This is a genomic window from Sporosarcina thermotolerans (assembly GCF_042658975.1).
Classification (GTDB): domain Bacteria; phylum Bacillota; class Bacilli; order Bacillales_A; family Planococcaceae; genus Sporosarcina; species Sporosarcina thermotolerans.
Genome location: NZ_JBHSRM010000013.1, coordinates 369,711 through 384,543, shown reverse-complemented (window position 1 = coordinate 384,543; position 14,833 = coordinate 369,711). Strand labels below are relative to the sequence as shown.

18 protein-coding genes are annotated in these 14,833 nt (G+C 38.5%); all 18 read left to right on the top strand.

The genetic code is table 11. The features are described 5' to 3' along the window. Entirely contained in the window at positions 1-600 is a 600-nt protein-coding gene (locus ACFPZG_RS09765; RefSeq protein WP_283731718.1) for a MotE family protein, read from the top strand. Positions 601-630: 30 nt separating this feature from the next. Continuing rightward, entirely contained in the window at positions 631-1,893 is a 1,263-nt protein-coding gene (locus tag ACFPZG_RS09760) for a flagellar hook-length control protein FliK (protein ID WP_317940108.1), read from the top strand. Between the two features lie 3 nt (positions 1,894-1,896). Continuing rightward, positions 1,897-2,541, top strand: a complete 645-nt coding sequence (flgD, locus tag ACFPZG_RS09755) for a flagellar hook assembly protein FlgD (RefSeq protein WP_283731721.1) — start codon at positions 1,897-1,899, stop codon at positions 2,539-2,541. A 16-nt stretch (positions 2,542-2,557) separates the two neighbouring features. Next, a complete protein-coding gene (locus ACFPZG_RS09750; protein ID WP_283731722.1) occupies positions 2,558-2,938 on the top strand; it encodes a TIGR02530 family flagellar biosynthesis protein in 381 nt (126 codons plus the stop codon). Positions 2,939-3,021: 83 nt separating this feature from the next. Further along, positions 3,022-3,813 carry a flagellar basal body rod protein FlgG gene (gene flgG / locus ACFPZG_RS09745; RefSeq protein ID WP_283731723.1) on the top strand — a complete coding sequence of 264 codons (792 nt, stop codon included), beginning with the start codon at positions 3,022-3,024 and terminating at the stop codon, positions 3,811-3,813. Positions 3,814-3,878: 65 nt separating this feature from the next. Then, a complete protein-coding gene (locus ACFPZG_RS09740; protein ID WP_283731724.1) occupies positions 3,879-4,100 on the top strand; it encodes a flagellar FlbD family protein in 222 nt (73 codons plus the stop codon). Beyond that, on the top strand, positions 4,090-4,521 hold the full coding sequence (gene fliL, locus ACFPZG_RS09735; protein WP_283731725.1) for a flagellar basal body-associated protein FliL: 432 nt from the start codon (positions 4,090-4,092) through the stop codon (positions 4,519-4,521). The genes ACFPZG_RS09740 and fliL overlap by 11 nt, the downstream gene beginning before the upstream one ends. Positions 4,522-4,554: 33 nt before the next feature. Further along, on the top strand, positions 4,555-5,553 hold the full coding sequence (gene fliM, locus ACFPZG_RS09730; RefSeq protein WP_317940107.1) for a flagellar motor switch protein FliM: 999 nt from the start codon (positions 4,555-4,557) through the stop codon (positions 5,551-5,553). Then, positions 5,546-6,748: a flagellar motor switch phosphatase FliY gene (gene fliY, locus ACFPZG_RS09725; protein WP_317940106.1), complete on the top strand. Its 1,203-nt coding sequence runs from the start codon at positions 5,546-5,548 to the stop codon at positions 6,746-6,748. The genes fliM and fliY overlap by 8 nt, the downstream gene beginning before the upstream one ends. A gap of 18 nt (positions 6,749-6,766) precedes the next feature. Further along, the gene (locus tag ACFPZG_RS09720) at positions 6,767-7,129 is read left to right on the top strand and encodes a response regulator (RefSeq protein WP_283731726.1); all 363 of its coding nucleotides are present in this window, start codon (positions 6,767-6,769) and stop codon (positions 7,127-7,129) included. Positions 7,130-7,210: 81 nt separating this feature from the next. Then, positions 7,211-7,819, top strand: a complete 609-nt coding sequence (locus tag ACFPZG_RS09715) for a flagellar biosynthetic protein FliO (RefSeq protein ID WP_381426916.1) — start codon at positions 7,211-7,213, stop codon at positions 7,817-7,819. Beyond that, positions 7,812-8,477 carry a flagellar type III secretion system pore protein FliP gene (gene fliP, locus ACFPZG_RS09710; RefSeq protein ID WP_283731728.1) on the top strand — a complete coding sequence of 222 codons (666 nt, stop codon included), beginning with the start codon at positions 7,812-7,814 and terminating at the stop codon, positions 8,475-8,477. The genes ACFPZG_RS09715 and fliP overlap by 8 nt, the downstream gene beginning before the upstream one ends. A 58-nt stretch (positions 8,478-8,535) precedes the next feature. Beyond that, positions 8,536-8,805 (top strand): flagellar biosynthesis protein FliQ, encoded by a 270-nt coding sequence (gene fliQ, locus ACFPZG_RS09705; protein WP_283731729.1) that lies wholly within the window; start codon positions 8,536-8,538, stop codon positions 8,803-8,805. A gap of 4 nt (positions 8,806-8,809) precedes the next feature. Then, a complete protein-coding gene (gene fliR, locus ACFPZG_RS09700) occupies positions 8,810-9,586 on the top strand; it encodes a flagellar biosynthetic protein FliR (protein ID WP_317940105.1) in 777 nt (258 codons plus the stop codon). 3 nt (positions 9,587-9,589) lie between these two features. Continuing rightward, the gene (gene flhB / locus ACFPZG_RS09695) at positions 9,590-10,669 is read left to right on the top strand and encodes a flagellar biosynthesis protein FlhB (RefSeq protein WP_283731730.1); all 1,080 of its coding nucleotides are present in this window, start codon (positions 9,590-9,592) and stop codon (positions 10,667-10,669) included. Positions 10,670-10,694: 25 nt separating this feature from the next. Continuing rightward, on the top strand, positions 10,695-12,725 hold the full coding sequence (gene flhA / locus ACFPZG_RS09690) for a flagellar biosynthesis protein FlhA (RefSeq protein ID WP_283731731.1): 2,031 nt from the start codon (positions 10,695-10,697) through the stop codon (positions 12,723-12,725). Then, positions 12,725-13,831, top strand: coding sequence for a flagellar biosynthesis protein FlhF (gene flhF / locus ACFPZG_RS09685; RefSeq protein ID WP_283731732.1), 1,107 nt, complete (start codon positions 12,725-12,727; stop codon positions 13,829-13,831). The genes flhA and flhF overlap by 1 nt, the downstream gene beginning before the upstream one ends. Further along, positions 13,824-14,687, top strand: coding sequence for a MinD/ParA family protein (locus ACFPZG_RS09680; RefSeq protein WP_283731733.1), 864 nt, complete (start codon positions 13,824-13,826; stop codon positions 14,685-14,687). The genes flhF and ACFPZG_RS09680 overlap by 8 nt, the downstream gene beginning before the upstream one ends. Positions 14,688-14,833: the final 146 nt, after the last annotated feature.

Sequence of the window (14,833 nt, the reverse complement as noted above, 5' to 3'; positions counted from 1 at the left end):
GTGGTAAAAAAATCAAAACAGCAAATGTTGAATTCAAATGTGAATAAAAAGAAAGGTGGCCTTTTACAAGGAGTTTTGCTGTGGACTCTTGTCCCATTGCTTTCCACTACAATGGTGCTCTTAATCATAGCATACGTCGCAGATATAAATATATTTGATGTAAATGAATGGAACCCATCACTTCCTTTTGTTAGTAAATTAGTTGACGAAGAGGAAAAGTTAGATGCTTTTCTATTTGAGGAACGCGTTGTCTCCTTACAAGCTGAAATCCAGGAAAAAGAAGCGCAATTAGTCAAACTTGAAAAGGCATTGTCAAAAGCTGATGAGGAAAAGAAAGTATTGTTAGTTGACCAGAAAGCATTATTGGCTGAAATCGATGAATTGAAAATGGCAAAAGAAGATCAAAAACGTGATTTGAGTGAGATTATTTCTACTTTTGAGAAGATGTCAGCTAAATCCGTAGCGCCAATTATTTCAAAGATGAATGATGAAGAGGCGATTGAAATACTTTCAAGCCTTAAGCCGGATGTGTTGGCTCCGATTTTGGAAAAACTCTCAGCTGAGGATGCCGCAAGATATACAAGCCTTTTGACAAAATAAGAGTTTCCTTTGAAGGGGGGTGAAAAAATAGTGAACGTTGGAGCGTTGCAATCGAGTTTTACAATCGGCAAAAAGCTTCCCGAAAGTGCGGATTTAGGTGGGGAGTACAAGCAGTCGTTCGGTGACGTATTCAATAAGGTAACTTCAGCTGTCTCGGCGAGGGAAAATCAACAAACTAAAACGTCTACAGAAATTCCTACCGAATTGGTTTCAGACATTTTTGCTGCGGATTCAGTCGAAGATCTTCAAGAAGTATTGGAATCCCTTCAAGGTATTGAATCAATAGAGCTATCGGATCTTTTAGGTGAAAGAAATACTTTAACTTTAGAAGAACTGTCCATGGCAATGTCAATGGACCCGGAAAAAACTTTAGAATTGTTAAAGGACCTGTTGCTTAAGGCGGGTAAATCCCTTGAGGAACTAAAAGAACTGACGGTATCGGCAGATATATGGACAATGCTATCTACCTTTGATGGTCTGGGAAATAACGCTTTGGAGATCTTGAATAATTCTATTACAAGCAATGTACAAAACAAGGAAGCTATCCAGCTGCTTGCCTTTTTAAAAACAGTGGAAATTTCGGCAAAGCAAAGTGATATGGTAATTTCAATGGAGCAGAAGTTACATGTTTTTCAAAGTATGATTACGGAAGCCGCTATACAATTCGACCAAGAGGTGCTTACTTCGGGGAAACAAAAGTTATTGGATATCCCAATTCAGAAATTCAACTTTAGAATTATTTCTGAACTTAATTCTTCCCAGGCCTCTTCTGAAGAAAAAGAAGGCCCTAAACAAGTGAGTGAATTACAAGCAACTACACCTAACTTACCATCGACTTTGAAAGGTGATCTTGTACCAAACAAAACGAATTTGAATCAAAGCGAATCCTTAGTGCGAGAGTTACAGGTTTTATTCAAAAGATCCAATTTCGGTCAAGTTAATGGTACAAATCGGATGTTAATTAAATTGTATCCTGAGCATTTGGGGCAAATTCGGATTGAATTGGTGGAAACAAACGGTGTAATTTCTGCGAGGATTTTAGCATCAACAGCCCTCGCGAAAGGAATGTTGGATAGCCAGTTGCATCAATTAAAACACGCCTTTACCCAACAGAATATCCAAGTCGATCGTATTGATATTGCCCAATCAATCCAAGAGTCATCGAGGAATGAAAGGGAACAATCCTTTAATGAGCATTTTGAACGCGAGCAGCATGCGGAAAAGGAGAAAACCGATAATCATTCCGAAGAAAACCAATCCTTTGAAGAGTATTTACTTGAATTGGAGGTGTAATAAATGATTGATGGACAAAAACCCATTACTGAATCGATGTTCCTTATCAATAAACAACGAGATCAGCGCAAGACAGGTCCGGATACAATGGGAAAAGACGCCTTCATGAAGATTCTTATTGCACAGTTGCAAAACCAGGATCCAACAAATCCGATGAAGGATAATGAGTTCATAGCGCAAATGGCACAGTTTTCATCGTTGGAACAAACAATGAACTTGGCAAGTGCATTTGAAAAGTTTGCAGAATCACAAAATCAGACCCAATTAATCCAATACAATCAATTCGTCGGTAAGAGTGTCCGATGGCATGAAATTACGGATAAGAAAGACGAAGAAGGAAAAATGGTTGTAAATGAAGGAACAGGCATTATCCAATCTGCTAAATTTGTGAATGGATCCGTAGTGTTTACGATGGAAGATGGGAAAGAGCTTTCACCAGGCAATATTTCAGAGGTGCTCTCGGCATCGAACTCAATAGATTTAGTAGAGGCAAGTCGCATGATAGGTAAAACGGTCGGCTATATGGACGGAGAAGTTGAAAAGTCAGGTACTGTCGTATCCGTTTCCAATAAAAATGGAAAACTGCAATATATATTAAGTGACGGAAGCCGAATTGATGGGGATTCATTTACATCAATAAGTCAATAGAATAGGAGCCATTGTAATGGAGAGGTTGAATTTTCATAGGGTTCCATCGCAGCCGCTTATTCACCAAAGACAACTATCAAAATCGACTAATGCGCCTAAACAATCTTTCCTCGAGCAGCTGAATAAAGCAATCGAACCGCATGAGCTGAAAATAAGCAAACATGCAAATGAAAGATTGAAAGAAAGACATATTCATATTTCAGACAGTGAATGGGCACATATTGGCGAAAAGGTGAACGAGGCAAAGAGGAAGGGAATTAAAGAATCGCTTGTTCTAATGGATCAGGCAGCATTAATCATTAGCGCAAAAAATTCCACAGTAATTACGGCGATGGATCGTAAAGAAGCAAAGGATCAATTATTCACTAATATCGATGGAACGATTGTACTTAGTTAACTATTAATGGCAGGACCTATAAGGATGCCATCGTACTGCCGAATGATAGAGGCAGTTACACATATAATCCGGGAGGGAAAAGCATGTTAAGATCAATGTATTCAGGAATCTCTGGCCTACGAAATTTCCAAACAAAGTTGGACGTAATCGGAAATAACATCGCGAACGTCAATACGTATGGCTTTAAAAAAGGACGAGTTATTTTTAAAGATTTGATTTCGCAGACAGTAGCGGGTGCTGCTGCTGGAAATGAAAATCGTGGAGGTGTCAACCCTAAACAAGTTGGTTTAGGTTCGCAAATTGCTGCCATTGACACAATGCACACAAATGGTTCGACCCAGTTTACGGGTAACACATTAGACTTAGCGATTGCTGGTGATGGTTTCTTTATTGTAGGTAACTCAGAGGGTGAAGATTTACTTTATACAAGGGCAGGTAATTTTTATATGGATCAGGATGGCTACATTGTAGATGGAGAAGGAAGGTTTTTACAAGGAGCTGACGGGCCGATTCAAGTAGATTTGGAAGCTTCATCAATGTCAATCTCTGAAGATGGTACAGTAACGGCCGTCATAAATAATGTGCCTGAAGACGTAGGAATTATTCAAATGGCTAAATTCCCAAATCCAGGTGGACTTGAGAAAGTAGGTTCTAACCTTTATCAAAGAACTGCAAACTCCGGTGAACCAAGTGAAGGTGAGCCGCAATTAGAAGGCCGCGGTAAAATCGCATCAGGCTTCCTTGAAATGTCCAACGTCGACCTTTCAGAGGAATTCACCGAGATGATCGTTGCACAACGTGGTTTCCAAGCAAATACACGTATCATCACAACATCCGACGAAATCCTTCAAGAACTCGTAAACTTGAAACGATAATTAGATTTTCATAATTGGTTACAGAAAAGGAGGGACGGGCCGGCCCAGCGCCCGGCCCCTTTATCATGATAAAAGTCACACGTCTTAATGGAAAAGTCTTTACATTGAATGCATTATACATAGAAAAAATCGAGTCATTTCCCGATACGACAATTACCTTAACAACTGGATCGAAATACGTTGTCCTCGATCCGATTGAAGTTGTTAACCAACGAATTATCGATTTCTATCAAGCAGTTCAAATATTATCAAATCCGCATATCCGGGGTGACGAACATGAAGAATAAAGTTTTGACATTGGTCCTTATCATTTTAATATGTATTTCACTTGTCGGCATTATCGGGATTGCTCTTAAGATGCAATTGGACAAAAGTGACAAAACAAATATAAAGGAAGCTTCAATTGATGAAATTCTTAAGTCATCGGTTGATATACCTGAAATAATGACAAATTTATCGGGAAAGCAGTTTATTAGAATTACATTAAAGATCCAAACAACAGATAAGAAGGCTGCTGAAGAATTGAAAAAACGGGAATTTCAAGTCCAGAACATGGTAATCCAAGAGCTTTCTGAAATGACCTCCAAAGAACTTGAAGGAAAAGCAGGAAAACAGGCATTTGAAGATACCATAAAAGCTCAATTGAATCCTCTAATGCAAAAGGGTGAAATTGAAAAGGTTTATATTGTTAGTTATATCATTCAGTGAACTTAAACATATACAGTACCGGGAGGTGGCCTAATGCCGGAAGATATCTTATCCCAAAATGAAATAGATGCTTTATTATCCGCATTGTCAACAGGAGAAATGTCCGCAGAAAACATGAAAAAAGAGGATGGAACCCGGAAGGTCAAAGTATATGATTTCAAACGGGCGCTTCGTTTTTCAAAAGATCAAATTCGTAGTTTAACAAGAATCCATGAGAACTTTGCGAGATTGTTAACTACTTATTTTTCTGCACAATTACGAACTTATATTCAAATACATGTCGCTACAGTCGATCAAATTCCGTTTGAAGAATTTATCCGGTCAATGCCAAATATGACATTGCTTAACATATTCGATGTTCCACCTTTGGAAGGGAATATCATAATGGAAGTCAACCCGAATATTGCCTATTCCATGCTTGACCGTTTGATGGGCGGTGCAGGAAAAGGTACTGGACTAATAAATAATATGACGGAAATTGAAACGAAGATTTTAACGAATCTATTTGAACGTTCATTTGACAATTTTAGAGAGGCGTGGACTGGAATCATTGAAATTGACCCATACCTGTCAGAAATTGAAGTGAATCCTCAATTCTTACAAACAATTTCACCGAATGAAACAGTCGTCGTCATTGGTTTTAATATTGTTATTGGAGAGTCAAGTGGCATGATAAATATTTGTATTCCGCACGTCGTTCTTGAGCCAATTGTTCCTAATCTTTCAGTCAGGTATTGGATGCAGTCCAATCAGAAAGAATCGACTCCTGAACAGAACACGGAATTGGAAAAACGTTTAAAGCAAACCACTTTACCGATTAGCGTTGAGTTAGGTCAAGGTACAATGTCAATTGATGAATTCTTATCCCTTCAAGTAGACGATGTTATCCCCCTTGGAAAAAGGATTGAAGATCCTTTACAAGTAAGGGTTGGCGGAATACCTAAATTTACCGCACAACCCGGCCAAGTGCGAAATAGAATGGCAGTACAAATTATTGGTAGTTTGAATGAAGGGGATGAAGATGATGAGTGATAATATACTCTCTCAAGAGGAAATTGAAGCGTTATTACGCGGCGAAGAAATTCATTCGACAAAAACTGATACATCGTCCCAAACGAATCAGAATCCTAATAATGAATTAAGTGAAATGGAAAAAGATGCTTTAGGTGAAGTAGGGAATATTTCCTTCGGCAGTTCTGCAACAGCACTTTCCTCATTGCTTGGTCATAAAGTCGAAATCACAACACCTTCAATTACAGTTGTTGATCGTAATATGCTGATGGCTGAATTCATTCATCCATATATCGTAGTTCAAGTTGAGTATACAGAAGGTTTGAATGGCATGAATCTCCTTATCATTAAACAAAGGGATGCAGCCATTATCGCGGACTTGATGCTTGGAGAAGATGGTCTACAACCTCCTGAAGAATTAAATGAAATTCGATTTAGTGCAGTGCAAGAAGCGATGAATCAAATGATGGGGTCTGCAGCAACATCAATGTCGACAGTCTTTAATAAGAGAGTCGATATTTCTCCCCCGTCTATCGATTTAATCGATATGCCAAGCGAGAACGAAATTTCATATATTCCAGAAAATGAGCCAATGATTAAAGTTTCATTTAAATTAAAAGTAGGGAATTTGATAGACTCCCATATTATGCAGCTTTTCCCTTTACAATTCGGTAAAAATCTTGTTACTACGTTAATGGGAATGGACGTTGCGAATGAGGCAGCAATAACAATGGAAACTCCAATACTGCCTCCTACCCGAAACCAGCAGCAACAGTCTGAAAATAGCGGGCAGGAATCTCAAAGTTTCGAGAAAAGTCAAAGCGATTCGCAAACGACCAAACAATCATTTGATGCAGCACAACAGATTGAGCAAACAAAAGAACCTCAACCAACTGTACATGTACAACAAGCTCAATTTGCAAGTTTTGATACTCCATCTTTTGATAAGACAAAATCGAACAACTTAAATATGTTATTGGATATCCCATTACAAGTGACAGTAGAATTGGGACGGACGAAACGCTCTGTTAAAGAAATCCTTGAAATGTCAAGTGGCTATATTATCGAATTAGATAAGTTAGCTGGTGAACCAGTTGATATTTTGGTGAATAACCGGCATATTGCACGTGGGGAAGTCGTTGTAATCGATGAGAATTTTGGAGTTAGGATTACAGATGTTTTGAGCCAAAAAGAAAGACTAAACAATTTAAGATAGAATCCGGAGGCTAACAAAATGGGTAAACGTATATTGATAGTCGATGATGCGGCATTTATGCGTATGATGATAAAAGATATTTTAATAAAAAACAATTTTGAAGTTGTTGGTGAGGCTGCGGATGGTGTGCAGGCCGTGGAAAAGTATATGGAATTACTGCCGGACCTCGTAACGATGGATATTACAATGCCCGAAATGGATGGGATTACAGCTTTAAAACAAATTAAAGAAAATGATCCTTCGGCAAAAGTCATCATGTGCTCTGCAATGGGTCAACAGGCCATGGTTATCGATGCTATTCAGGCAGGAGCGAAAGATTTCATAGTGAAACCATTTCAATCTGATCGCGTTGTTGAAGCAATCCAAAAAGCATTGGGTTAACTCATGAACTTTACAAATGGTTTTAAATTAGTCTTAACTTGCCTGCTTACTTTTTTTGTTTTAAACGTTAGTCTATTTGAAGTGGTCCATGCGGAAACCGACTCGAATAAATCCATATTCGATTGCCTTGGAAAAAACGAGGACTGTGATCAAGAACCTCAAAGTGAATTTGATAAAAGTGAACCTGTTAATAGCAGTACTGCTGACGAAGAAACTTTCGGATTGTCCTTTTGGGATTATGTAAGGACAGTTTTCGCATTATTGTTTGTCATAGTTCTTCTTTTCGCTTTATTAAAGTTCATAAACCGTAAAAATAGGATGTTCAATCAGCACCAGTTGATGAAGAACATTGGCGGTCTTTCACTTGGACAAAATAAGTCAATCCAATTAGTTGTTATCGGAGAAACTTATTTCATCGTAGGTGTTGGTGATGAAGTTCGTTTGCTGAAGGAAATTACAGATGCCGAAGAAATTAATGTACTTGAAAATTATTTTGAAAATAACGATGAACAAAGCCCGTCAAACATCGTTGATAAAATAATGACAATGCTTAAAAGTAAAAGAGAATCAACAGATGAAGAACCAGTTGATTTTGGAAAGTTATTCACGTCCAGACTTGATGAATTAAGGGAGGAACGGAAAAAACATTTGAACCGCCTAAAGGAAAAGGAGAAGAGAAAAGATGAATGATTTTATGCAGTTTTTCTCTGATAGTGACCCGTCCAATGTGTCGACATCTATCAAAATGCTCCTTCTTCTAACGGTGTTGTCACTTGCGCCCGCAATTCTTATTCTAATGACATCCTTTGCAAGGATTGTGATTGTACTTTCATTTGTCAGAACAGCACTGGCTACACAACAAATGCCGCCCAATCAAGTTATTGTCGGCTTAGCACTATTTCTCACTTTTTTCATAATGGCTCCGACATTTCAACAAGTGAACGAGACGGCATTAACGCCATTATTCGCTGAAGAAATAACACTTGAAGAGGCGTATGATCGTGCAAGCATACCGTTTAAGGAATTTATGAGTAAACATACACGACAAAAGGATTTGGAGTTATTCCTACGTTACAATCAGGCAGAACGTCCAGAAACGTTGAATGATATTCCGTTAACTATGATGGTTCCGGCATTTGCGTTAAGTGAATTAAAGACTGCCTTTCAAATGGGTTTTATGATATTCATTCCTTTCCTTGTTATTGATATGATCGTTGCAAGTGTTCTGATGTCAATGGGGATGATGATGTTACCCCCAGTTATGATCTCATTACCTTTCAAAATTTTACTGTTCGTCCTTGTTGATGGCTGGTATCTTATTGTCAAATCATTGTTGCAAAGTTTTTAGCGGGTATCAATTGTCGCTTTCGGCCAATAGATATTTTTTAAGTATAGGAGTGGTTTGAATGTCAGGCGAATTGGTCATTGCGATCGCTGAACGTGCAATATGGGTCATATTATTAGCTTCTGGCCCACTTTTGATTGTGGCATTGGTCACTGGATTAATTGTTAGTATTTTTCAGGCTACAACTCAAATACAGGAACAGACCCTTGCATTTGTACCTAAGATCATAGCAGTTCTTGTAGGAATAATCTTTTTCGGGCCATGGATGTTGTCCAGGGTGACCGCTTTTGCATCGGACATTTTCGAAAATCTTGTTCGATACATAGGGTGATAGAATGGAAGCATTAATCCCTTCTTTAGCTGTATATTTGTTAGTTTTAACAAGGGTAACAGCCTTTATCATTACTGTACCGTTATTTTCATACCGTGCGATTCCTACAACGCATAGAATTATTTTCGCTGCCCTATTATCCTGGATGATGGTTTATACCATTGATGCCCCTGAACTCCAGATTGATGGATTGTATATTTTACTTGTTATCAAGGAGGCTACGACCGGACTTTTTATCGGTATCATTGCCTATATTGTCATCTCAGCTATTCAAGTTGCTGGTGGGTTTATCGATTTTCAAATGGGTTTTGCGATAGCAAACGTAATCGATCCGCAAACAGGCGCGCAATCTCCCTTATTGGGACAGTTTTTCAATGTTCTCGCCATGTTGCTCTTATTGACAGTAAATGGTCACCATATGTTATTAGATGGAATTTTTTACAGCTATCGTTTTATCCCCATCGAACTGCTTTGGCCATCTTTCGGAAGTGAACGTCTCGTCGAATTCGTCATTAAAACGTTTGCTACATCATTTGCAATCGCATTTCAAATGTCTGTTCCAATCGTCGCAACCCTATTTTTAGTCGACCTTGCTCTTGGTATTACAGCAAGGACAGTACCACAATTAAATATCTTTGTTGTCGGTTTTCCAATTAAAATCGGGGTTAGTTTTCTTGTACTTGCATCGATGTTTACGGTAATGATTTCGATGATGCGTAAATTGTTTGAGGTGATGATTACCGCAATGAGGGATCTAATGCTTCTCTTAGGGGGTGGCTAATAAATGATTAGACTTGATCTACAGTTCTTTGCTGGTGAAAAAACTGAAAAAGCCACTCCGAAGAAACGGCAGGATTCACGAAAGAAAGGACAGGTATTGAAAAGTCAGGATGTGACGAGTGCAATTGTCCTTCTCTGCATTTTTCTATTTCTTTTTTTTACAGCAGGTTTTATGAGAGATCGTTTTTTTATGTTCTTCAATCATTCCTTTAATGAGCTTTTATCTATTAAATCATTATCGATTGATAGTTCTATGATTATCTATAAGGACATGGTTATCCAAATGGCATATATTTTATTGCCGATTATGGCGGTTGCTGTAATTGCAAGCATAGCCGGCAATATGTTTCAATTCGGGCTGTTATTCACTACTGAACCATTGAAATTCGATTTAAAAAAGATTGATCCGATAAAAGGTTTAAAGCGTATTTTCTCAATCCGTGCTCTTGTGGAGCTTATGAAATCATTATTGAAAATCTCATTTATAGGTTTTACAACAACACTATTGTTAGTCATGAATTTAGATAAAGTTTTGGGACTCGCTTTTAAAACTCCCGAAATTACATTGCTTACTGTCGGCCAATTGGTTGGCCTAATGGGGATTGTAGCCTCCTTTGTTCTTTTATTTATCGCTATATTAGATTTCTTTTATCAGAAATTTGACTATGAAAAAAACCTCCGAATGTCCAAGCAGGATATTAAGGATGAATATAAAAATACTGAAGGGGACCCAATCATCAAATCTCGAATAAAGCAACGACAAAGAGAAATGGCGATGAGAAGGATGATGCAGGAAGTCCCGCAGGCGGATGTAGTCATTACGAACCCTACACACTATGCGATTTGCTTGAAATACGACGATGAAAAGATGGATGCTCCAATTGTAATTGCGAAAGGAGCCGATTTTATCGCTCAAAAGATAAAACTAATAGCTAAAGAGAATAATATTACTATGGTGGAAAATCGACCTTTGGCGAGAGCCCTCTACGATGATGTAGAGATTGGTGGCCGGATACCGGATCAATTTTTCAAAACCGTAGCTGAAATCTTGGCGTATGTGTACAGAATACAACGAAAAATTTAGGACTTCTTGAGAAAGCGGTGTTGACATGCAAATTAAGGATATTGGTGTATTGGCGGCAGTCATAATGATTGTCGCAATGCTTGTCATCCCATTACCCCCTTGGATTATTAGCTTTTTAATAATTATAAATATTACACTGGCTCTATTGGTCTTATTAACATCGATGAATATGCAAGAAGCATTGCAGTTTTCAATTTTTCCTTCTTTAGTTTTATTGCTAACACTTTTTCGTCTTGGATTAAATGTTTCAACGACACGGGCAATTCTTTCGAAAGGGGATGCTGGTGGCGTTGTTGATACATTTGGAACATTTGTTACAGGTGGGAATATCGTTGTCGGCCTTGTTGTCTTTGCCATTTTAGTCATTATTCAATTCATCGTAATTACAAAAGGTGCGGAACGCGTTTCTGAAGTCGCGGCACGTTTCACGTTAGATGCGATGCCTGGTAAACAGATGAGTATTGATGCGGATTTGAATGCAGGAATGATTTCTGAGGTAGAAGCGAGAATGCGTCGTGAAAAAGTAAGTAATGAAGCGGATTTTTATGGAGCGATGGATGGAGCGACAAAATTTGTTAAGGGAGATGCCATCGCTGGGATTATCATTGTAATTATTAACCTCCTTGTTGGGATGATCATCGGGGTTATTCAAATGGGCTTACCATTTGCAGAAGCCGCCATGAAATTTTCCCAGCTAACAGTAGGTGATGGGATCGTATCACAAATACCAGCATTGCTCACTTCGACAGCAACTGGTATCGTCGTAACACGAGCGGCATCTGAGGGGAATCTTGGCTCTGATATTACGAAACAATTATTGGGACAACCAAAACTCCTTTATGTTGCTGCAACAACCATTTTTCTTTTAGGCTTCTTTACGCCAATTCAAGATATCGTCACGATTCCAATTGCTGCGGCATTGGCAATTGGCGCCTACAGAATGTCTCAAAAGCCGGACGAGGATCCGGAGGAAATGTTAGAAATGGCGGAGGAAGTTGAAACTGAAGGTATGAAAAGTCCGGAAAACGTTGTCAATTTATTGAACGTTGACCCAATCGAATTCGAATTCGGATATGGACTTATTCCATTAGTTGATGCCCAGCAAGGCGGTGATCTGCTTGATCGAGTTGTCATGATTCGAAGACAACTTGCTCTTGAATTAGGATTGGTCATTCCAGTCGTACGGATCAGGGATAACATTCAACTTCAGCCGAATGAGTATAGAATTAAGATCAAAGGAAATGAGCTTGCAAAGGGAGAACTTCTCCTGGACCATTATCTCGCAATGAGTCCCGGTGGTGATGATTCTATCAGTGGAATTGACACGATTGAGCCTTCATTCGGCCTACCTGCGAAATGGATAACCGAGGATGTTAAAGAGGATGCTGAGATTTTGGGCTATACTGTCGTAGATCCGCCAAGTGTCGTTTCAACTCATCTAACAGAAGTGATTCGAGCTAATGCAGCTGATCTAATTGGCCGTCAAGAAACAAAACAACTTGTAGATCATATTCGGGAAACCTATCCGATTTTGGTGGAGGAACTTACACCTACGCCACTTTCAATTGGTGAAATCCAGAAAGTATTGGCCAAGTTATTAAGAGAAAATGTGTCAATCCGCAATCTTCCTATCATATTTGAAACCCTTGCGGATTACTCGAAATATACATCTGATATCGATTTGTTAACAGAATATGTCCGCCAATCCCTTGCACGACAAATTACTACCCAATATTCAGCAGGGGTGGACACATTAAAAGTGCTGACAGTGTCAGGGAAAATCGAGAAGTTAATTGCTGATAATATCCAGCAAACTGAGCAAGGAAATTATCTATCCATCAACCCTTCACATTCACAAGAGATTTTGGAATCGATAGCAAAAGAGATTGAAAGGGTGGCATTGATGGATCAATCACCGGTAATTCTTTGTTCACCGGCTATACGAATGTACTTAAGGCAAATAACAGAAAGATACTTCCCGCAAATACCAGTTTTATCATACAATGAACTTGAGGCATCAATTGAAATCCAAAGCGTAGGGGTGGTGGAAATTTGATGAAGATGAAAAAATATACAGCGGACACAATGGTTGAGGCGATGAAACAAGTACGAATGGACCTTGGGGACGAAGCCGTCATACTTAGTTCATCAGTAGTAAAATCGAAAGGTTTTATGGGATTATTCCGTAAAAAGTCCGTGGAAGTTGTTGCGGGGTTGGACAGGACTGTATCGAAACCTGTCGAAACGACCTTTCATCCACAGTATTCGTCTGTTGAGAAAAAGACGGATTCTGGAATTCAAAAAGAAATGAATGAGATGAAGAAACTTTTACAGGAAATGAAACAAGTGGCATCTTTCGGGAGCCTTCCTGATGAACTACAACCATTGCTTGCTTCGTTGGAGCAACAAGATTTGTCTAAAGAGTTGGTTTTACAAATTGGCAATGAAATCTTTTCTTTGATGAAGTCGGAAAAGAAGGACTTTACAAAGGCGGAACAACTGCAAATTGTAAAGGATTTCATGATGAAAGAGTATTCTGATTTGCCGTTTGGCGGCATTTCATTCAATAAAAAATATGTAAATTTACTCGGTCCGACCGGGGTGGGGAAAACAACGACAATTGCTAAGATTGCCGCGAGAGCAGTCCTGGAAAATAGGAAAAAGATTGGTTTTATAACGACTGATACATATCGAATTGCAGCAATAGAGCAACTTAGGACATATGCAAATTTACTACAGGCACCTGTTGAAGTAGTTTATAACAGCAATGATTTTAAAGCGGCAATTGATAAAATGAAAGATCTTGATTTGATATTTATCGATACTGCCGGACGTAATTATATGGAAAAGAAATTTTTAGATGATTTGAACCGTATTATCGATTTTTCGATTAATATGGAATCTTTCCTTGTCTTATCTGTTACATCTAAAGAAGCAGACATGAAGAAGATTATCGAAATGTTCTCCTCATTCCCGATTGAAAAATTCATCTTCACAAAAGTGGATGAAACCGGCTCAATCGGTCAAATGTTCAATTTGATGAAACAATACAAAATAGGGACGGCATATTTTACAGACGGTCAGGAAGTACCTGAGGATATAATGGAGGCTAATCTTGAAGCAATGCTCAATCTGCTATTGGTAGGTGTTAAACATGCGTGACCAAGCCGAAGCGCTTAGATTGAAAATGTTGAAAGCCAAAGGTGAATTAGCGAGGTCAATTGCAATTGTTAGTGGAAAAGGAGGAGTGGGAAAGTCTAACTTTTCCGTTAACTTTGCTCACTCTCTAATAAAAAAAGGGAAGAAAGTCATTGTTATTGATATGGATATAGGTATGGGCAACATTTCAATCCTTATTGGGGAAGCACCCAATAATAGTTTGAAAGATTATTTAATTGGTGAAGCGGAATTGGAAGATGTTATTAATGTTGAAAAAGAGGGGTTAGTGTATATATCAGGTGGATCGGGGTTAGATAGCATATTGGAATGGTCGCAGGATATGTTAAGTCGGTTATTTACAGCTTTCGAACAATTACAGCAAGAATACGATTTTATCCTTTTTGATATGGCGGCAGGTGCTACCCAACAGTCTATTGATCTAATTTTATCCGTTGATGAAGTGATTGTTATTTCTACAACGGAACCTACGTCCATAACGGATGCTTATTCTATGATGAAATTCATCTACCTTAAAGATCAAGAAAAAGAGTTCCACATTGTCAGCAATCGACTGACCAAACGAGATGGTGGAAATGATGCAGTAAAGAGGTTGCAGTTTGCGATGCGAAAGTTTTTAGATAAAGAAACTGCAATATTAGGGTTCCTACCTGAAGATCCATCTGTTCAGAAGGCGGTATTAGCCCAAAAACCTTTTTTACTTCTTTATCCAAACGCCCCAATTTCAAAATGTATGTTAGCAATTGCGGAAAAATTTGTACAAATGAATCAACCAGAGTCGAAAAAAGAGACTGGATTCCTTGGCAAATTGAAGGGAATCTTTATGAAAGGGCGTCAATAAAACGCCTCTGCACGATTTTTATGCTAAACCCGGAATCTATTATATCCGAATTTTCATAGTTAGAGCAATAGGTTTTAAGTAGCGAAAGAACTTCATGGATTGGGACAAAAGTGGCTTGGCTTATACAAGAGATTGCAATAGCAATA